General features: G+C 68.6%; 15 protein-coding genes. 6 read left to right on the forward strand and 9 right to left on the reverse strand.

Going from position 1 to position 18,570, the window contains the following annotated elements:
- Window positions 1–256: 256 nt before the first annotated feature.
- Genes lpdA through BG90_RS36205 form a run of 5 tightly spaced genes read right to left on the reverse strand, consistent with a single transcriptional unit; the run spans window position 257 to window position 5,704 of the window.
- On the reverse strand, window positions 257–1,657 hold the full coding sequence (gene lpdA / locus BG90_RS19835; protein ID WP_010110774.1) for a dihydrolipoyl dehydrogenase: 1,401 nt from the start codon (window positions 1,655–1,657) through the stop codon (window positions 257–259).
- Window positions 1,658–1,661: 4 nt separating this feature from the next.
- Window positions 1,662–3,125, reverse strand: coding sequence for a dihydrolipoamide acetyltransferase family protein (locus BG90_RS19840; RefSeq protein ID WP_045568365.1), 1,464 nt, complete (start codon window positions 3,123–3,125; stop codon window positions 1,662–1,664).
- A gap of 1 nt (window position 3,126) precedes the next feature.
- Window positions 3,127–4,170 carry an alpha-ketoacid dehydrogenase subunit beta gene (locus BG90_RS19845; protein WP_010120925.1) on the reverse strand — a complete coding sequence of 348 codons (1,044 nt, stop codon included), beginning with the start codon at window positions 4,168–4,170 and terminating at the stop codon, window positions 3,127–3,129.
- A 4-nt stretch (window positions 4,171–4,174) separates the two neighbouring features.
- On the reverse strand, window positions 4,175–5,407 hold the full coding sequence (locus tag BG90_RS19850) for a 3-methyl-2-oxobutanoate dehydrogenase (2-methylpropanoyl-transferring) subunit alpha (RefSeq protein ID WP_010120927.1): 1,233 nt from the start codon (window positions 5,405–5,407) through the stop codon (window positions 4,175–4,177).
- Window positions 5,408–5,704 carry a hypothetical protein gene (locus BG90_RS36205; RefSeq protein ID WP_157135673.1) on the reverse strand — a complete coding sequence of 99 codons (297 nt, stop codon included), beginning with the start codon at window positions 5,702–5,704 and terminating at the stop codon, window positions 5,408–5,410. It lies immediately after the preceding gene.
- Window positions 5,705–6,121: 417 nt separating this feature from the next.
- On the opposite strand from BG90_RS36205, the gene BG90_RS19860 reads away from it, so the two are divergent.
- The 3 genes from BG90_RS19860 (at window position 6,122) to BG90_RS19870 (ending at window position 8,675) form a co-directional block, all read left to right on the forward strand.
- On the forward strand, window positions 6,122–7,186 hold the full coding sequence (locus tag BG90_RS19860) for a DUF6670 family protein (RefSeq protein ID WP_010120931.1): 1,065 nt from the start codon (window positions 6,122–6,124) through the stop codon (window positions 7,184–7,186).
- Window positions 7,187–7,310: 124 nt separating this feature from the next.
- Window positions 7,311–7,919, forward strand: coding sequence for a DUF2878 family protein (locus tag BG90_RS19865; RefSeq protein ID WP_010120933.1), 609 nt, complete (start codon window positions 7,311–7,313; stop codon window positions 7,917–7,919).
- A 315-nt stretch (window positions 7,920–8,234) separates the two neighbouring features.
- Window positions 8,235–8,675: an SRPBCC family protein gene (locus BG90_RS19870; protein WP_010110786.1), complete on the forward strand. Its 441-nt coding sequence runs from the start codon at window positions 8,235–8,237 to the stop codon at window positions 8,673–8,675.
- Window positions 8,676–8,791: 116 nt separating this feature from the next.
- On the opposite strand, the gene BG90_RS19875 is transcribed toward BG90_RS19870, so the two are convergent.
- Window positions 8,792–9,913, reverse strand: a complete 1,122-nt coding sequence (locus tag BG90_RS19875) for an SRPBCC family protein (protein ID WP_010120935.1) — start codon at window positions 9,911–9,913, stop codon at window positions 8,792–8,794.
- A gap of 276 nt (window positions 9,914–10,189) precedes the next feature.
- On the opposite strand from BG90_RS19875, the gene bsrA reads away from it, so the two are divergent.
- Window positions 10,190–11,125, forward strand: a complete 936-nt coding sequence (gene bsrA, locus BG90_RS19880) for a LysR family transcriptional regulator BsrA (protein WP_010120940.1) — start codon at window positions 10,190–10,192, stop codon at window positions 11,123–11,125.
- Window positions 11,126–11,145: 20 nt separating this feature from the next.
- Here the strand turns inward: bsrA and BG90_RS19885 are convergent, their stop codons facing one another.
- Window positions 11,146–11,574: a DUF2834 domain-containing protein gene (locus BG90_RS19885; RefSeq protein WP_010120942.1), complete on the reverse strand. Its 429-nt coding sequence runs from the start codon at window positions 11,572–11,574 to the stop codon at window positions 11,146–11,148.
- 408 nt (window positions 11,575–11,982) lie between these two features.
- Between BG90_RS19885 and BG90_RS19890 the strand changes: the two genes are divergently transcribed.
- The gene (locus tag BG90_RS19890) at window positions 11,983–13,638 is read left to right on the forward strand and encodes a GMC oxidoreductase (protein ID WP_010120944.1); all 1,656 of its coding nucleotides are present in this window, start codon (window positions 11,983–11,985) and stop codon (window positions 13,636–13,638) included.
- Between the two features lie 106 nt (window positions 13,639–13,744).
- Here BG90_RS19890 and BG90_RS19895 read toward each other — a convergent pair whose 3' ends face one another.
- Together BG90_RS19895 and BG90_RS19900 are read right to left on the reverse strand one after the other, a co-directional pair.
- Window positions 13,745–16,018, reverse strand: coding sequence for an FAD-dependent oxidoreductase (locus BG90_RS19895; protein WP_010110795.1), 2,274 nt, complete (start codon window positions 16,016–16,018; stop codon window positions 13,745–13,747).
- Between the two features lie 60 nt (window positions 16,019–16,078).
- A complete protein-coding gene (locus tag BG90_RS19900; RefSeq protein ID WP_010110796.1) occupies window positions 16,079–16,474 on the reverse strand; it encodes a TraR/DksA family transcriptional regulator in 396 nt (131 codons plus the stop codon).
- 857 nt (window positions 16,475–17,331) lie between these two features.
- Between BG90_RS19900 and phaZ the strand changes: the two genes are divergently transcribed.
- A complete protein-coding gene (phaZ, locus tag BG90_RS19910; protein ID WP_041281825.1) occupies window positions 17,332–18,567 on the forward strand; it encodes a polyhydroxyalkanoate depolymerase in 1,236 nt (411 codons plus the stop codon).
- Window positions 18,568–18,570 lie beyond the last annotated feature (3 nt).

Genomic DNA, 18,570 nt, shown 5'->3' on the forward strand with positions numbered 1-18,570 from the left:
CCGCCGGTGCGAGGCACGACGCCGCGCACCGGCGGCGCGCGCCGGAATGGCGAACGAAACGCGTCGGCCGGCGCAGCCCGCGACGCGCGAACGCGTCCGGCACGTCGCCGTACCGCTTAGTTTTCGTCGTAGTGGATGTTGAAGATCGCCATTCGCCCTCGCTCGCCTCTGTGCCTGATGGCCGGGATCGCGACGCGTCCCGGCGTCGTTGATGTCGAATGCGATCGCACGTCGCGCGCGATCGCGAATGCGTGCTTCAGATGTGCAGCGCTTGGCCGAGCGCGCGCAGCGCGGCTTCCATCACCGCTTCTCCGAGTGTCGGGTGCGCGTGAATCGTACCACCGACGTCCTCGAGGCGCGCGCCCATTTCGATCGATTGCGAGAACGCGGCGGCGAGCTCGGACACGCCGACGCCGACCGCCTGCCAGCCGACGATCAGGTGATCGTCGCGGCGCGCGACGACGCGCACGAAGCCGTCCGCGCCCTCGAGCGTCAGCGCGCGGCCGTTCGCGGCGAACGGGAACGATGCGCTCAGGCAGTCGCCGAGCTCGCGTTCGGCCTCGTCGGGCGCGAGCCCGACCGACACGACCTCGGGATCGGTGAAGCAGATCGCCGGGATCGCGGCCGGCGTGAAACGGCGCCGCTTGCCGGCGACCAGCTCCGCGACCACCTCGCCTTGCGCCATCGCGCGATGCGCGAGCATCGGCTCGCCCGTCAGGTCGCCGATCGCCCACACGTTGCGCATCGACGTGCGGCACATGTCGTCGATCTTCAGCGCGGCGCCCGCGCGGTCGAGCTGCAGCGTCTCGAGCCCCCAGCCTTGCGTGCGCGGACGGCGGCCGACCGTCACGAGCACCTGGTCGGCGGCGAGCTCGGTTTCCTTGTGCGCGTCGTCCTGCACGCGCACCGCGTCGCCGCGCGCGTTCAGCCCGAGCACCTTGTGGCCGGGATGCACGCGCACGCCGAGGCGCTTCAGCGACGCCGCGACGGGCTTCGTCAGCTCGGCGTCGTAGATCGGCAGGATGCGCTCGCGCGCCTCGACGACGGTCACGTCGACGCCGAGCTTCCGGTACGCGATCCCGAGCTCGAGGCCGATGTAGCCGGCCCCGACGACGACGAGCCGCTTCGGCAGCGTGCGCGGCGACAGTGCGCCGGTCGACGAGATCACGCTGCCGCCGAACGGCATCGCCGGCAGCTCGACGGGCTCGGAGCCCGCCGCGAGCAGCAGGTGCTCGCACTGGATCCGCACGCGCGCGCCGTCGCCCGTGTCGACGTCGACGGTCTTGCCGTCGACGATCCGCGCATCGCCGTGCACGACCTCGACGCCGTTCTTCTTCAACAGCGCGCCGACGCCGCCCGTCAGCTTTCTGACGATGCCGTCCTTCCACGCGACGGTGCGCGCGATGTCGATCGCGGGCGCCTCCGTGCGAATGCCGAGCGGCGAATCGCCGGCGAAGCCGCGCACCTTGTCGAATTCGCCCGCCGCGTGGATCAGCGCCTTCGACGGGATGCAGCCGATGTTCAGGCACGTGCCGCCCGGCTTGTCGCGCTCGACGAGAATCGTGCGCACGCCGAGCTGCCCCGCGCGAATCGCGGCGACGTAGCCGCCCGGCCCGCCGCCGATCACGAGCAGGGTCGTTGTCTTGTTGTCGCTCATCGGCTCATTCCACGAAAAGAAGGGCGGGTTGCTCGAGCAGCGCGCGCACGGCCTGGATGAATTCGGCCGCGTCCATGCCGTCGATCACGCGATGGTCGAACGACGACGACAGGTTCATCAGCTTGCGCGCGACGACCGCGCCGTTGCGGAACATCGGCCGCTCGACGATCCGGTTCACGCCGACGATGCCGACTTCGGGCGAATTGATGACGGGCGTCGAGGCGATCCCGCCCAGCGCGCCCAGGCTCGTGATCGTGATCGTCGAGCCCGACAGCTCGTCGCGCTCCGCGCGGCCGTTGCGCACCGCGTCCGCGAGCCGCGCGATCTCGGCCGCGATCGCCCACGGATCGCGCGCCTCCGCGTGACGCACGACGGGCACCATCAAGCCCGCCTTGCTCTGCGTCGCGATGCCGAGATGCACCGCGCCGTGACGCGTGACGACGCCGGCTTCGTCGTCGTAGCGCGCGTTGATCTGCGGGAAATCGCGCAGCGCGATCACCATCGCGCGCGCGAGGAACGGCAGCATCGTCAGACGGCCGCGCGCTTCGCCGTACTTGCGGTTCAGCTCGGCGCGCAGCGCTTCGAGCTCGGTGACGTCGATCTCCTCGACGTAGCTGAAATGCGGAATGCGGCGCTTCGCGTCCTGCATCCGCTGCGCGATCTTGCGGCGCAGACCGATCACGGGCACCGCTTCCTCGTCGTGCCGCTCGACGTACGCCGCGTGGCCGCCGCGCGCGCCCGGCGCGGCGACGCCGCGGCCTTGCAGATACGCATCGAGATCCTCGTGCAGGATGCGGCCCGCTTCGCCCGTGCCGTGCACGTAGCGCAGCTCGATGCCGAGATCCCACGCGCGCTTGCGCACCGCGGGCGACGCGAGCGGACGCTCGCCCGGCCGGCGCACGGGCGGCGGCGCTGCTGGCTCGCGGGCGGCGGATCGCGCGTCGGCGTCGGTCGTCGCCGACGATGCGCTGCTCGACGTGTCGCGCGACGCGCCGCGCGACGCGCCGCTCGACGCGTCGTATCCGACGCGCGCCGCGCGATCGTCGCTCGCATGCGACGTGTCGCGCGACGCCGCGCGCACGTCGTCGACGTCGCGCTCGCCGCGCGACGCCTGCGCACCGACATTCGCATGCACGTGTGCGGCTTCGGCGGCGCGCACCGCCTGCGCGGCGGCCGTTTCGCCGCGCGCGACGCCGTTCGCCGCATCGCCCTTGTGATTGCCCTCGCCTTCGATCTCGAGCCGCACGAGCTCGCTGCCGACCGCGAGCACGTCGCCTTCCTTGCCGCCGAGCGCGACGACGACGCCCGTGACGGGCGACGGAATCTCGACCGACGCCTTGTCGGTCATCACGTCGGCGATCGCCTGGTCTTCCTTCACGCGATCGCCGATCTTCACGTGCCACAGCCCGAGCTCGACTTCCGCGATGCCTTCGCCGATATCCGGCATCTTGATGACGTGGATGCCCATGTCAATTCTCCATCACGCGCCGCAGCGCGTCGCCGACCCGGTTCGGGCCCGGGAAATACGCCCATTCCTGCGCATGCGGATAAGGCGTGTCCCAGCCCGTCACGCGCTCGACGGGCGCTTCGAGCCAATGGAAGCAATGCTCCTGCACGAGCGAGATCAGCTCCGCGCCGAAGCCGCAGGTGCGCGTCGCTTCGTGCACGACGACGCAGCGCCCCGTCTTGCGCACCGATTCGACGATCGCGTCGAGATCGAGCGGCCACAGGCTGCGCAGGTCGATCACTTCGGCGTCGATGCCGGTCTCGTCTGCGGCCGCGATCGACACGTGCACGGTCGTCCCGTAGGTCAGCACCGTCACGTCGCTGCCCGAACGCACGATCGCCGCCGATTCGAGCGGCACCGTGTAATAGCCGTCGGGCACGAGGCTCGCCGGATGCTTGCTCCACGGCGTCACCGGACGTTCGTGATGGCCGTCGAACGGGCCGTTGTAGAGCCGCTTCGGCTCGAGGAAGATCACCGGATCGTCGTTCTCGATCGCCGCGATCAAGAGGCCCTTCGCGTCGTACGGATTCGACGGCATCACGGTGCGCAGCCCGCACACCTGCGTGAACATCGCCTCGGGGCTCTGGCTGTGCGTCTGGCCGCCGTAGATCCCGCCGCCGCACGGCATGCGGATCGTCAGCGGCGCGATGAACTCGGCCGCCGACCGGTAGCGCAGCCGCGCGGCCTCCGACACGATCTGGTCGGACGCCGGGTAGAAATAGTCGGCGAACTGGATCTCGCAGACGGGCCGCAGCCCGTACGCGCCCATCCCGACCGCCGCGCCGACGATCCCGCCTTCGTTGATCGGCGCGTCGAACACGCGCGACGTGCCGTACTTCGTCTGCAGGCCCTCGGTGCAGCGGAACACGCCGCCGAAATAGCCGACGTCCTGTCCGAACACCACCACGTTGCCGTCGCGCTCTAGCATCACGTCCATCGCCGAGCGCAAAGCCTGGATCATGGTCATCGGCGAAGCCGCCGGACCTTCTTTGCTTGCTGTCGTCATCGCTTCAAACCCCGAGCTGTTGGCGCTGCCGGCGCAAGTGCTCCGGCATCTCCTTGTAGACGTCCTCGAAAATGCTCGCGACGTTCGGCACGTGCTCGTCGGCGAGCGTGCCGTAGCGCTCCGCTTCCTTCTGCGCGGCGAGCACGTCCGCTTCGAACGCGGCCTTCGTGTCTTCGTGCGCCTGCTCGGACCACACGCCGATGCCGATCATGTGGCGCTTCAGGCGATCGAGCGGATCGCCGAGCGGGAAGTACGTCCAGTCGTCGCCGGGGCGGTATTTGGAAGGATCGTCGGACGTCGAGTGCGGGCCCCCGCGATACGTGACCCACTCGATCAGCGTCGGCCCGAGGTTGCGGCGCGCGCGCTCGGCCGCCCAGCGGGACGCGGCGTACACCGCGAGGAAGTCGTTGCCGTCGACGCGCAGCGAAGCGATCCCGCAGCCGACGCCGCGTCCCGCGAACGTCGCGCCTTCGCCGCCCGCGATCGCCTGGAACGTCGAGATCGCCCACTGGTTGTTGACGACGTTGAGGATCACGGGCGCGCGGTACACGTGCGCGAACGTGAGCGCGGTGTGGAAGTCGGCTTCGGCCGTCGCGCCGTCGCCGATCCACGCGGACGCGATCCGCGTGTCGCCCTTGATCGCCGACGCCATCGCCCAGCCGACTGCCTGGATGAACTGCGTCGCGAGATTGCCCGAGATCGAGAAGAAGCCGGCTTCGCGCGTCGAGTACATCACCGGCAGCTGGCGGCCCTTCAGCGGATCGCGCTCGTTCGACATCAGCTGGCACATCATGTCGACGAGCGGATAGTCGCGCACCATCAGGATGCCTTGCTGACGGTAGGTCGGAAAGCACATGTCGCCGCGCTCGAGCGCGAGCGTGTGCGCGACCGCGATCGCTTCCTCGCCGAGGCATTGCATGTAGAACGAGATCTTCTTCTGGCGCTGCGCGATCTGCATGCGCGCGTCGAAGATGCGCGTCTTCAGCATCGCGCGGATGCCTTTGCGCAGGATGTCGGGATCGAGATCGGGCGCCCATGGCCCGACGGCTCGTCCGTCGTCGTCGAGCACGCGGACGAGGCCATAGGCCAAGTCGCTCGTGTCGGCGGGGGCGACGTCGATAGGGGGTTTGCGCACCTTGCCGGGTGGCGACAGGTGCAAATAGGAAAAATCGGTCTTGCATCCCGGACGCCCGGTAGGCTCCGGCACATGCAATCGCAATGGCCCGTACTGGCTCATTCAATCGTCTCCACGTTTGATTTTGTCGCACGCTTCGCCGCAGAGCGTAACAAAGTTATCGCGCGTGGTGAAAGCCTCTTCGGACTCGGAGTCGCCCCGATTTTCAAACGGACGGCGGAATGTTATGACACCTTTCGGCACGCTCGTTCGCATGGCGTCGATCGCGGCAATCGCATGCTGCGAATGCGATATCGCGCTGTGTCGCGCCGCACATGCCGCCGGCGCGCTCGCACGGTTTTCTTTTGTGCGACGCGCAAGCACGGCCGGCTCGAAAACGCGTTCGACGCCGCCGCGCATTCGCGCATCGGCAATCGACGGTTCGCACTCGCGATCTCCCCACTCGCGTCACGAGTTATTCGCGCGCGCCCGACCGGCGATGACGCATCGCGACTCGAATATGGCTTATCACCATTATCAATTTCCGCAGTTTCGCGTTTCGTCCTAGACTCCCCCAGAACGTTACATCAATCGATGTAAATATCGATCGTGCACGCGCCGCTTCGCACGTCGCGCATCGATCGAGCGCGCGGCGCGGCAACGCGATTCCAATTCATCAACGACACGGAGACCCGCTCAAGCGCGCGATATCGTTCGCATCCCGAATCACTGCGGCTTCACCGCTCCCGCCCCCCCGATCTCGACCTCGCTCTCGCCATGAACTCAGTCATCGCCCCAGGAAACGCTCCGTCCTCCTCCGCACGCACCAGCCGGCTCATGTCGGCGCTCGCGCGCATCGTCGTCTCCGCGCTGCTGCCGAGAATCGATCGCGCGGCCGACGCGTCGACGCGGCCGTTCGGCGCGCCGGACATGCTCGTGCCGCACGTGCGCGAGAAGCGCTACGGGCTCACGCATTACGGCGTCTTCTTTCCGAACCTGCCGGAGCCGCACCGGTACTGCAACGTGATGACGCTGCTCGGCGCGACGGGCAGCGTCGCGTTCGACAACGACTACCTGGCCGACGGCGATCCGCGCGATGTCGCGACGGTCCTGTCGTCGACGGCGGCAGACGACGCGCATCACTATCGCGCGTATTCGATCGACCGCGAATGCGTCGTGCGGCGCGCGGACACGGTCGTCGCGTTCGGCGACGACCTCGCGATCGCGGGCGCATACCCGCGCTACACGGTGAAAGCCGACTATGCGCACTTCGGCGTCGACGTCGCGATCGACTGCACCGACATCGTCTCGTGGTTCGTCCGCAACGTCGCGTACGACCATCTGAGCCTGCTCGCGACGTGCTCGGGCGCGATCCGCCACGGCGGCCGCACGACGCCGATCGACACGCTGTGCACGTTCGAATACGCGCGGATGACGACGCCGCAAGCGTGGTTCGCGCAACCGCTGAGCGAGCGCTGGAAGCTGCCGCTCGATTTCTTCACGTACCAGATCGTCAATCTCGACGACGGCGTCCAGCTGCTATTGACCGAAGTCCGCGTGCTCGGCGAAAAGGCGTTCAAGGGCATCCACCTGCGCGCGCTCGACGGCACGGCCGAGATTCACGAGCGCGGCGTCGCGTTCGTCGTCGACGAGCATCGGCGGGAACTCGCAACGTCGCCGGACGGCAGGCGCATGCGGCTGCCGCATCGTCTGTCGTGGACCGCGCGCGACGACGCCGGCCGGCCGTGGCTCGATCTGCGCGGCACGATCGACAGCCCGTGGCGCTTCGGCCACGGGCGCGGCTACGTCGCCAGCTATCGCTTCGAAGGCGTCGTCAAAGGCCGCGTGCACAGCGGGCGCGGGTACATCGAATACGTCGACTGCGAGGCGCCGTGCGGCTGATGCGCCATCTCGCATCGGCCGCGCCGCGCTTGCGCTCGCGCTCGCGCGTGCGCATTCGAACCGGATCGCACGCCGGGCGGCATCGACGGCGGCGTTACAGCTTCATCAACAGGGAGAAAAAAGCATGGACACTTCAGTCATTCGGCAACCGGCCGCGCAATCATCGGTCGCGCAGCGCATCGTCATCGGCGCGTTGATCGCGGGCCTCGGGATCTTCAGCGTCGGCGATCACTTCTATCACGTGCGCAACGGCATCCTCTGGTACAACTGGGCGCCGCGGCTCGACGGTCAATCGCTGATCGTGTGGCCGATCTTCGTCGCCGGCAGCGCCGCGATCCTCGCCGCGGCGCATCCGTTCACGAGCGGCACGACGCCGCCGCCGCTGTCGAGGCTCGTGTCGCTGGTCGCCGTCACGCACCTCGTTTACGGGGCGACCGGGCTGTTCGGCAATACGCATCCGTTCATGCTGTCGATCGCGCTCGTCGCGCTGTGGATCGCGCGAATCGCCGCCACGACCGACTATCGCACGCGGATCGCCGTGCTGTCCGTCGTCGTCGCCGCGGCCGGGCCGCTGACCGAAGGACTCGTGTCGTGGCTCGGCCTGTTCGACTACAAGCTGCAGCAAGTCGCACGCGTGCCGTACTGGCTGTTCGCCGCGTATCTGCACGCCGGCCCGCTCGCGTTCGCGTTCGGCCGGTGGGTCCGGGCCGGACGACTCGGCGGCGCTGCCTGAACGCCGCGTCGGCACCGCAGCCGATGCGATTCGCCGCGCGCATGCGGCTCCGGCTTCGATTTCTCACGCCGGGACATTCGCATGCGCGGGCTTCCAAGGCCGCGCGGACGCACGCGCACCGCACCCGCGATACAACCCCGCGCCGACACACGCAATCGCCCCGATTGACGTTGCCATTGATCAATGTCATCGTCATCACGTGCGCGACGAGACCGGCAGCCGTGGTGCGCCGCAACATCGACCGACGCCCGTCAGAACGTTGCGCAGCACGACCGCCTGCCGGCCGCCCCTCAACCCTCGACACGCGACATCCACATGAAACAGCAACGCATAGAAATCGCCGCAGAGTTCGACGCCCCGGTTCAACAGATCTTCCGCTTCTTCAGCGAGCACGAGAATCTCGCGTCGATCTTCTCGCCCGCCAAGATCCGCCGGATCAGCGACGGCGAGCCGGCGCGCAACGGCGTCGGCTCCGCGCGCGAGATGCGCGTGCCCGGCGCGCCGTCGTTCGTCGAGACGGTGACCGCCTATCAGGAAAACGAACTGATCGAATACCGGATCACGCGCGGCAGCCCGCTGCGCGACCATCTCGGCGTGATGCGCTTTCATCCGATCGACGAGCGCCGCACATATTTTCATTACGTGATCACGTTCGAAGGCAAGGTGCCGTTCGTCGCGCCGATCGTCCGGCATGTGCTCGAGGGCGGCATTCGCCGAGGGATCGGGAAGGTGCTGAGGCGGCGGTCCTGGGCGTGATCGCGCGGCGGGCGTCAGCGTGCGGGGCGCATTCGGCTCGCACGACGCGCACGGCAGCGTGCGTGCCTAGGCGCGGCGTGCCGATGAAAATCCGAGGACGAACGGATGCGGCGCGCTCAACGTCGTGCGTCGCACACGTCTTCGAGCCGCCGCTTCAGGAGCGTCAGCGAGTGCGCGGACTCGCGTTCGACGCGCTTGCGCATCACGAGCGCGTTCGCAAGCCGCAGCAGCGGATTCGGCGAGTGATATTGCAGCGTGCGAATGAAGCGCGCGCGCTGCGCGCCGTCGCGGCATTCATAGGTCAGCAGAATGCGAAGATTGCCTTTCGCGTTGACGGCGCGCGCCTGCCAGATCGCACCGGCCTCGCCGCGCACGACGTCCCAGCGCAGATGGTCGACGCGCCCCGCCGCGCGCACGTCCTCTTCGAAGCGGCCGCCGGCCGCGAGCGGGCCCGCCGGGCCGTCGATGCGCAGCGACGACGGATGCCATTCCGGCCAGCACGCCGCGGTGCTCGCATAGGCGAGCACGTCGGCGGGGCGGCGTGCGATGTCGATCTCGTGCCGCATGCGCGTCGAGAATTCGGCGCCGGGTTCCGCGCTCCAGCGCAGCGTGCCGTGCAGCCAGTCCATCAGCGGCAGGATGACATCGAAGTTGCATGTCCGCATCAGCTCGTTGCAATGGTGAATCCGGTGCAGCGTGCGCATCTGCCTGATCCACGGCCAGTTCGCGAGCGGATGCGTATCGGGCAGGTGCTCGCACGCGTGAAGCAACTCGTAGAGCAGGTAGCCGCCGAGCATCGTGCTCGCGAACAGACCCGCGACGTTCGCATCGAAGCGGCTCAACGCCGCATGCGCGGCGAACAGGCCGACGCTGAACACGACGATCAGCCAGGCCGGAAACAGGATCACGCGCCAGTCGCGCGCGTCGCGATACGTCATCCGCTCGCTCGCAAAGAAGCTGTGGTGATCGCCCGTGTGACGCCGATAGAACATCGCGCCGAAGCGGCGCTTGAAATGACCGACGTGTCGATGAACCGAGAATTCGAGCCAGTTGAACAGCAGGAACGTGAACGGCACCGCCGCCCATTGAAACGCGCTCACGTGTGCGACGTTCTTCAGAAAGAACGCGATCGCCGCCATCCCGTATGCGAGCACGAAACCGCCGTGCAGCCATGCGTTGTAGCGCGGGTGAACGTTCGCGCGGTAATGCGCGCGGAACGCATTCACGTCCTGGGTCATCGCGGCCTCCTGTCGTCCGGCATGCGCGGCGCGTCCGAAGCGCGCCGGCTCGACGGCAGATTAGAATAGCCTCGACGATTTCTCCAATGGAGAATCGTGATTTGATTTATTCATCGATCTGATTTCGATCATGCGCCGCGCCGATATGTCGAACGATGCATTCGATTGCGAACGAAAGCCGCACGCGCTGATGCGGCGGCGCACGATGTGCCCGCGCCGCCGCACGTCCGGCGAGCGTCCCGTCCCCGGCGCGCGCACACTCCGGAGCGTCGCCGAATGATCCAGAACCTGCGACAGCTGGACTTGAACCTGCTGCTCGTCTTCGACGCGCTGATGCAGGAGCAGAACCTGTCGCGCGCCGCGGTGCGGCTGCACATGAGCCAGCCGGCCGTCAGCAATGCGCTGACGCGGCTGCGCCAGCAGCTCGGCGAGTCGCTGTTCACGCGCACCGCGCGCGGGATGACGCCGACCGCGCAGGCACGCGCGCTGTACGAGCCGGTGCGTCAAGCGCTGTACCTGCTGCAGATCGGGCTCGGACCGCAGGCCGATTTCGAGCCCGACACGCATCATCTGTTCCGGCTGTCGATGAACGACTACGGCCAGACCGTGCTGCTGCCCGATCTGATCGCGCACATCAAGGCGCGCGCGCCGAACGTGATGCTGTCGGTGCAGAGCGACGACGCGGGATCGATCCCCGCGCAACTGACGACGGGCACGCTCGATCTCGCGATCGACTATCTGCATTTCGACAATCCCGAGCTCTGCTACGAGCCGCTGCACGAGGAGCAGCTCGTCGTCATCGGGCGCGCCGGCCATCCGGCGTTCGCGAATGGGCTCGCGCTGCGCGGCTATGAAGAGAGCGGCCACGTGTCGATCCAGCCGCGCGACCGGCGCGGCTCGCCGCTCGAGATCGTGCTCGGCTCCGCGCGCGTGCGCCGCGTCGTGCATCTGCAGGTGCCGCACTATCTGACGATTCCCGCGCTCGTCGCGAAATCGGACTTGCTCGGCACGATCCCGCGGCGGCTCGCGGACAGATTCGCCGACGTCTATGCGCTGCAGATCGCACCGCTGCCGATCGACATTCCGCCGATACAGGTGAGCCTCATCTGGCATCGGCAACAGGATGCACAGCCCGGCCTTCGCTGGCTGCGCGAGCAGATCGCGCACACTCATCTTGCGATCATGGCGGCGGCCGCAGACGTGCCTGCGTAAGGCGCGCGCCGACGTTTGCGCTACACGCGCCGCAACGCGACGACGCCGTAGCCGATCGCGAACAGCGCGATCGACACGAAGCCCGCGACGTCGCCCGCGCGCAGACTGCGCGTCTCCTGCACGGGCCGGTTCGCGGCTGCGAGCGCGCGTTCCCGATGGATCAGGAACAGCGGAAACACGACGCTGATCGCAACCGCGATGCTCAGCACGATGTAGATCCATGCGCCGCGCATCGCGAGGCGCCGCGCTTCGAGCACGAGCCACAGGAACAGCGCCGCGCCGAGCAGCACGAGGTCGACCGTGATCGATCGGCTCGCGGGATTCGCGAGCGTGTCGAGCAGGAAGCGCGGGCCGGCGTTCGCCGCGCCGAGCGGCAAATATTGAAGATTGTTGCCCCAGGTGCCGATCAGCGCGACGAGCGCGATCAGGCCGTAAGCAGCGCAAAGCATTTTCCTTGATATGGGCATGGCGTTCGTCGTCGTTTGTCTGGTGGTGGCGGATTCTGCGTCGTACACGAAAGTCAGATCCATGCAACCCGGCTTGCAAGTGCGCGAGCGGACCGCTTCGATTCTGCTTGTTTGAATCTCCGCGTAAACGAATTCGAATTCAACGCGATAACGCACGCGTCGTGTTTCGAATTGATGCTCGACGGCAAGCGCTCGACACTAGACAGTTCGCGCGGCTGACGGACATCGCCGGACGACGATGCGCGCGCTTCGCATGCATACCATGCACGTGCACACGCGATACGGCCGCGCATTGTCGCCGAATCGCGCGACTGCGAAAACAGGGAGACGAACCGCTCGCGCGCAGCCGCGCGCGTCAGCCGGTTCGAACAATCAAACAAGGTAAACCGAATGAAACAGCAGTCCTACGATTACGACTACGTCGTGGTCGGCTCCGGCTTCGGCGGCAGCGTGTCGGCGCTGCGTCTGTCCGAGAAAGGCTATCGCGTGCTCGTGATCGAGCAGGGCCGGCGCTGGACGCCCGACAGCCTGCCCAAGACCACGTGGAACCTGTCGCGCTGGCAATGGCGTCCCGCGCTCGGGTTGCGCGGCTTCTTCGGCATGCGCTTCTTCAAGCACGTCGTCGTGCTGCACGGCAATGCGGTCGGCGGCGGGTCGATCACCTACGCGAACACGCTGCTCGTGCCGCCCGACAAGGTGTGGCGCGAAGGGAGCTGGGCGGGCCTCGCGGATTGGGAACGCGTGATGCCCGAGCACTACGCGACCGCGAAGCGGATGCTCGGCGTCGTCACGAACCGGCGAATGGACGCGGCCGATTTCCGGCTGAAGGAAATGGCGAAGCTGATCGGCGTCGAGAAGAGCTTTTATCCGACGGACGTCGGCGTGTTCTTCGGCGACGACGCCGACGCACCCGGCACGCGCTACGCCGATCCGTACTTCGGCGGCGAAGGCCCGGAGCGCACGTCGTGCATCGGCTGCGGCGGCTGCATGGTCGGCTGCCGCCACGGCGCGAAGAACACGCTCGACCGCAATTATCTGTATCTTGCCGAGCGCCGCGGCGCGCAGGTGCGCGCGGAGACGAAGGTCGTCGACGTGCGCCCGCTCGACGCGCGCGCCGACGGCGCGGCAGGCTACGCGGTCGAGGCGGTATCGCTCGCGGCCGGCGCGCGCCGCGCGAAAAGCCGCGTCACGTGCCGCGGCGTCGTGTTCGCCGCCTCGTCGCTCGGCACGCAGGATCTGCTGATGCGCCTGAAGGAGAAGCGCTCGCTGCCGCATCTGTCGGGCGCGCTAGGCGAGCGCGTGCGCACGAACGCCGAATCGCTGATCGGCGTCCGCTTCCCGAAATCGACCGTCGATCTGTCGAAAGGCGTCGCGATCGGCTCGGGCATCTACATCGACGAGCACACGCACATCGAAGCGACGCGCTATCCTTCGGGCTCCGACACGATGGGACTGCTGACGACCGTGCTCACGCGCGGCGCGCCCGCGGGGCTGCGTCCGCTCATGTGGCTCGGCGCACTCGCGAAGCTGCTGGTGACGCGGCCGCTGACCGCGATGCGGATGATCGATCCGCGCGGCTTCGCGCGCGAAACGATGATCTTCCTCTGCATGCAGACGATCGAAGGACACCTGACGATGCGTCTGAAGCGCCGCTGGTTCTGGCCGTTCTCGAAGCAGCTCGCGACGGCCGGCGACAAGATCCCCGCGTACATCCCGGCCGCGAACGACTTCGCGCAGAAGGCGGCGCGCGCGTTCGGCGGCGTGCCGATGACGTCGCTGACGGAAATCCTGCTGAACGTGCCGATGACCGCGCACTGCATGGGCGGCGCGGCGATGGCGCGCAGCCGGCGCGACGGCGTGTGCGACGGCCGCAGCCGCGTGTTCGGCTATCGCAACATGTACATCTGCGACGGCTCGATGCTCGGCGCGAATCTCGGCGTCAACCCGAGTCTCACGATCGCCGCGCTCGCCGAGCACGCGATGAGCCACGTGCCCGCCGCGAGCGCGCAGCGCTGGGACAGCATCGGGGAAGCGCTCGCCGCGTGAGTGCGGCGCGCGCGGCAAGCTCGGCGCGCGGCGTCACGTCGGACGCGACGCACCGGCGTCACGCAACATGACACGATCCGGCGCGGCGCGCGGCGCGCGGCCCGCGTCACGCGCCGCGATGCTTGCGCCGGCGATTCGCGCGGCCGTTCGCGAGCGCGACGAGCGCCGCGTCGTAGCCCTGCTTCTGCAGCTGCGCGATCGCGTCCGACGAAAAATCGTAGTCCTCGATGAACGACAGCTGCCCGTCGCGATTCAGCGTGATCCGTGCGATGTCGAGCGCCGCGCGGTTGCCCATCAGCCGGATGTACAGCGGCTGCTGGCGGATCTCGTTCGCGGTCTGCTCGTCGACGTGCGCGAGGATGCCGTCGACGAGATCGCCGAAGTCGCTCGCGTATTCCTCGAAGCGCAGATCGTTGCGCACGCGGTCCATGTACGTGATTTCCTCGCGTCGCAGCATCACTTCGACAAGATTCGTCGGCAGCGTCTTCGTGCCCGAGAACAGATCGATGATGAACACGCGTCCGCCGATCTGTCCGCAGCGCTCGATCACGAGATCGAGCGGCGAATTGCTGATGACGCCGCCGTCCCAGTACGGCCGGCCGTCGACGACGGTCCACGGCATCCCGGGCGGCAGGCTGCCGCTCGCGAGCAGATGCGCGGGGCTCAGGCGATCGACGTAGCTGTCGAAGATGCGCGGCTCGCCCGTCTCGACGTCGACCGCGCTGATCAGCAAGCGCGTCGGGCTCGTGCCGAGCGAATCGAAATCGACGTAGCGCGTGACGAGCTTCTCGATCGACGTCGCGTCGAAGAAGCTCGTCCATTTCGCGCGCAGCTGATCGATGCCGAAGCCGAGCCGCGACCATTGCGGCTTCAGGAAACTCGGCACCCCGAACGACAGCACGTACGCGGACAGCCACGCCTGGTGCCACGGCGAGCCGTACAGCGACGGCAGCGCGATCGACAGGTCGCGCCAGAACGCCTCGAGCGCCTTGGCCGCGCCCTTCGGATGGCTCGCGACGATCGCGCCGTTGAACGCGCCGATCGACACCGCCGAGATCACGTCGGGCCGCACGCCATGCTGCTCGAGCGCCTTGACCGCGCCGCATTCGAACGCGCCGAGCGCGCCGCCGCCTTGCAGGATCAGCATCGTCTGCACCGGCAGCTTGTCGAGCGGAAAGTTCGGATCGCTCAATTTCGCCTTCTGCGCGGCGACGTTCACGCGCAGCTTGATCGCGTCGTTCAGCGCGGCGATCTCGACGGCCGGCCGGTCGATCGTGAACGCGGCGCGCAGCACGTCGTCGGCGAGATAGAGGAGCGCGTACGAACGATCGTCGAACGAGCCGCGCTCGATCGTCTCGGTCACGCCGGCCTGATAGCCGAGCAGGTTGTACGACAGCCCGAACACGCTGCCGTAGAAAATCGATACGTCGCGATACGGCAGCCGGTGGCCGAGCATGTTGCGCGCGGCGATCTTGCCCTGCCGCACCGCGTTGTCCCAGTGCTCGATCCGCCGCCGCACGCCGAAGATCGGATCGTCGAAATGCGCGACGTCGCCGGCCGCGAACACGTTCGGATCGGCGGTTTGCAGGAAAGCGTCGACTTCGATTCCGTCGCCGAGCGCGAGGCCGCTGCCTTCGAGCCAGCCGCAGTTCGGCGTCACGCCGACCGCCGCGACGAACAGATCGCACGGCCGCGTCTCGCCGTCGCTCGTCTCGACCGCCTCGACGCGCTGCGCGCCGAGCACGCGGCGCACTTCACGGCTCGTCAGCACGTCGATGCCGCGCGCCTTGCACAGCGCGTCGAAATGGCTCGCGAGCGCCGGCGCGCGCAGCGTCGGCATCAGATGCGGCTCGTGCTCGACGAGCGTCACCTGCAAGCCGAGCGCCTGCAGCGTCGCGGCGATCTCGACGCCGAGAAAGCCGCCGCCCAGCACCGTCGCGCGGCGCGCGTGCGCGGCCGCGTCCTTCAGCGTCTGCGCCTGCGCGATCGTGTGCAGCACGTGCACGCCGTCGAGCTCGACGCCGGGCAGCGCGGGCATCTTCGCGGTCGCACCCGTCGCGATCAGCAGCTTGCGATAGCGGAACGCCGCGCCGTTCGACGCGCGCACGATCCGCTTCGCGGGATCGAGACGCTCGGCGCGCGCGCCGAGCACGACATCGATGCGCTGCGACGCGTAGAACGCCGCGTCGTGCAGCGTGATGGTCGCGGCCTGCTCGGTGCCGATCAGGAATTCCTGACTGAGCGGCGGGCGCTGATAGGGCAGGACGGGTTCGCCGCACAGGATCGCGATGCTCGCCGACGCGTCCTCGCCGCGCAGCGACCGCGCGGCGGTGACGCTTGCGATTCCGCCGCCGACGAGCAGATAGTCGGCATCACGCATCGGCGCCTCCCGTCGTGGAGAAGCGCACGGCGAACGCGGCGCGCGGTCGGGCCGCGCCGCTCACAGCGACGACCTCGGCTGCGTCGCGAATTGCCGCTCGTGCGCGTGCTGGCACGACGCGCAGCGCGACGCGGTCGGGCGCGCGAGCAGTCGCTCGTATTCGATCGGCTGCTTGCAGTCCGCGCAGAAGCCGTAGCTGCGCCGCGCGATCCGCTGCAGCGCGGCGTCGACGTCGCGCAGCTCGGCGAGCTTCATGCCGATCAGCGCGTGGTCGACGTCGACGAACAGGTCCGCGTTCGCCTCGTCGCCTTCGTCAGGCGCCTGGCCCGCGAGATTCGCGTACGGCTCGTCGGCGCGATGCCGCTCGCATGTGCGCACGTCCGCCTGCAGCGCCTGCTTGCACGCGTTCAACAGACCGCTCAGAACCTGGAGTTGATGCTCGTCGAACGCTGCCATCCCATCCTCCGTTTTCTGCGTTTGCCGCCTCGGATCCGCGCCGCCGTGGCGTTGGGGCGATGCGTGGTGCTTCGCTTGGCGCTTGCGCCGTGTGCGCCGTGTGCACTACGTGCGCCGCGCCCGGCAAGCGATCGCGCCTGAGTCCGGACAACAGCGATCCGTTTCCGTTTTCACGCGATCCGCCACGACGCCACTCGGCCGCCGGCCGAATGTCGCGTAGCGTATGCCGCGCCGGTCGGCCGCCGTTGACCTGAGTCAATCGGCGTGCGCCGCGGCGAAGGCGCGGCGTCGCGCCGGAACGCGCGTTCACGCCACGATGCCACCATGCTCGGGCCACCGCAACGTCTTGCGTCGGATGATTGCGGGATGACGCGCTTCGCCGTCGAGCGATTGCGGCGCGGCAACGCCGCCAAACCGCGGCGTTGCCGCGGAGCCTCCCGCATCGCCGCGCCGCGACGGCGGCCGCGATCGGTCGGGACGGATGCGCCCCCATCGCCATGACGCCGCCCCCGTCGCCGCACGATCGACCGCCGCCATCCGCCGCCTGCTTGACGATCGTCAAAAGCTCCGCGAGCGCGGCTTTTAATCTGGCGATGAGGCGTCCGCCGGCCTATTCTGTCCCAATCCGATACACGATGGATAACGGATTCGTTGCGCCGCGGCAAACGGATCGCGCACGGCCTCCGTCGACAGCAGGCTTCGCAGCGGCGCCCGCTTCAGCGCCTGGAGCGCCCGCCGATCGCCCGCCGGCCGCCGCCGACCGCCGACCGCGTGCGCCGGCCGCCGCGCACTCCGCCTCTCGCGACCTGCGCGCGCCGCCGCGCGGCCCGCTTCCGCGACGCCAGCAAGGAGATTCGATGCTTTACGCGTGGCTTGAAGCGCAACGTGAATTGGTCCGGGCGTGCCAGCCGTGGACGGGCGCCGCGCAGCGCGCGGACGCGAGCGCGCGCACGGCCGGCTGGCCGACATGGGGCCCGATGACGCGCGCGGCCGACGCGGTCCCCGTGCCGCCGCCGTTCGCGATCTCGGCGGTCGCGGTCGACGGCGCGGCGGTCGCGATCGACGAGCGCATCGTCGACGACACGCCGTTCTGCTCGTTGCGCAAATTTGCGCGCCGGCTCGACGGCGACGCGGCCGCGCGCCCCGCGGTCTTTCTGTGCACGCCGCTCGCCGGGCACCACGCGGTGATGCTGCGCGAGACCGTCGAGACGCTGCTCGCGACGCGCGACGTCTACGTGACCGATTGGCGCAACGCGCGCGACGTCCCGCCCGAAGCCGGCGCATTCGGCCTCGACGACTACGTGCGCACGCTCGAGCGCTTCATCGCCGGCGCGAATGCGAACGGGCTGCACGTGATGGCGGTCTGCCAGGCGACGGTGCCCGCGCTCGCGGCCGCCGCGCTGCTTGCCGCGCACGGCGTCCACGTCGCGAGCGTCGCGCTGCTCGGCGGCCCGATCGACACGCGCGCGCACCCGACGCTCGTCGACCGCTTCGCGCTCGAACACGACCTCGACTGGTTCCGCCGCGCGGCGATCGACGTCGTGCCGCCGCCGTACGCGGGCGCCGGACGGCGCGTCTATCCCGGCTTCGTCCAGCACGCGGCGATCGTCGTCGCGCATCCGCAGCGGCGCGTCGCGCTCGAAAGCCGCTACTGGGCCGCATGGATGACGGGCGACTTCGCCGGCGCCGCGCGCTGCCTGCGCGAGATGAACGAATACGGCGCGGTGCTCGACATGACCGAGCACTATTTCCTCGACACGATCCGTGTGATCTTCCACGAGCGCCTGCTCGCGGACGGCCGCTGGTCGGTCGGCCGCCGCCGCGTCGCGCCGCGGCGGCTCACGCGCACCGCGCTCTGCACGGTCGAAGGCGGCCGCGACGACATTTCCGGCGCAGGCCAGACGCATGCCGCGCAGCAATTGTGCGCTGCGTTGCCCGACGCCGCGCGCGAACGGATCACCGAGCCGGACTGCGATCACTACGACCTCTTCCTCGGCCCGCGCTGGCGGCAATCGATCTACCCGGCGCTCGAGGCGTTCTGGACGCGCGTCGAAGCGCAGCACGCGAGACACCCGCGCCGCGCCGCGCATTGAGCC

This window comes from Burkholderia oklahomensis C6786 (assembly GCF_000959365.1).
Taxonomy (GTDB): domain Bacteria; phylum Pseudomonadota; class Gammaproteobacteria; order Burkholderiales; family Burkholderiaceae; genus Burkholderia; species Burkholderia oklahomensis.

Excerpts from the sequence above, each read along its gene's own strand:
- BG90_RS19875 (WP_010120935.1), bottom strand. The coding sequence starts at position 9,913 with ATGACCCAGGACGTGAATGCGTTCCGCGCGCATTACCGCGCGAACGTT.
- BG90_RS19865 (WP_010120933.1), top strand. The coding sequence starts at position 7,311 with ATGGACACTTCAGTCATTCGGCAACCGGCCGCGCAATCATCGGTCGCG.
- bsrA (WP_010120940.1), top strand. The coding sequence starts at position 10,190 with ATGATCCAGAACCTGCGACAGCTGGACTTGAACCTGCTGCTCGTCTTC.
- BG90_RS19870 (WP_010110786.1), top strand. The coding sequence starts at position 8,235 with ATGAAACAGCAACGCATAGAAATCGCCGCAGAGTTCGACGCCCCGGTT.
- BG90_RS19900 (WP_010110796.1), bottom strand. The coding sequence starts at position 16,474 with ATGGCAGCGTTCGACGAGCATCAACTCCAGGTTCTGAGCGGTCTGTTG.
- BG90_RS19860 (WP_010120931.1), top strand. The coding sequence starts at position 6,122 with ATGTCGGCGCTCGCGCGCATCGTCGTCTCCGCGCTGCTGCCGAGAATC.
- phaZ (WP_041281825.1), top strand. The coding sequence starts at position 17,332 with ATGCTTTACGCGTGGCTTGAAGCGCAACGTGAATTGGTCCGGGCGTGC.
- BG90_RS19895 (WP_010110795.1), bottom strand. The coding sequence starts at position 16,018 with ATGCGTGATGCCGACTATCTGCTCGTCGGCGGCGGAATCGCAAGCGTC.
- BG90_RS19885 (WP_010120942.1), bottom strand. The coding sequence starts at position 11,574 with ATGCTTTGCGCTGCTTACGGCCTGATCGCGCTCGTCGCGCTGATCGGC.
- lpdA (WP_010110774.1), bottom strand. The coding sequence starts at position 1,657 with ATGAGCGACAACAAGACAACGACCCTGCTCGTGATCGGCGGCGGGCCG.
- BG90_RS19850 (WP_010120927.1), bottom strand. The coding sequence starts at position 5,407 with ATGAGCCAGTACGGGCCATTGCGATTGCATGTGCCGGAGCCTACCGGG.
- BG90_RS36205 (WP_157135673.1), bottom strand. The coding sequence starts at position 5,704 with ATGCGCGGCGGCGTCGAACGCGTTTTCGAGCCGGCCGTGCTTGCGCGT.
- BG90_RS19840 (WP_045568365.1), bottom strand. The coding sequence starts at position 3,125 with ATGGGCATCCACGTCATCAAGATGCCGGATATCGGCGAAGGCATCGCG.
- BG90_RS19890 (WP_010120944.1), top strand. The coding sequence starts at position 11,983 with ATGAAACAGCAGTCCTACGATTACGACTACGTCGTGGTCGGCTCCGGC.
- BG90_RS19845 (WP_010120925.1), bottom strand. The coding sequence starts at position 4,170 with ATGACGACAGCAAGCAAAGAAGGTCCGGCGGCTTCGCCGATGACCATG.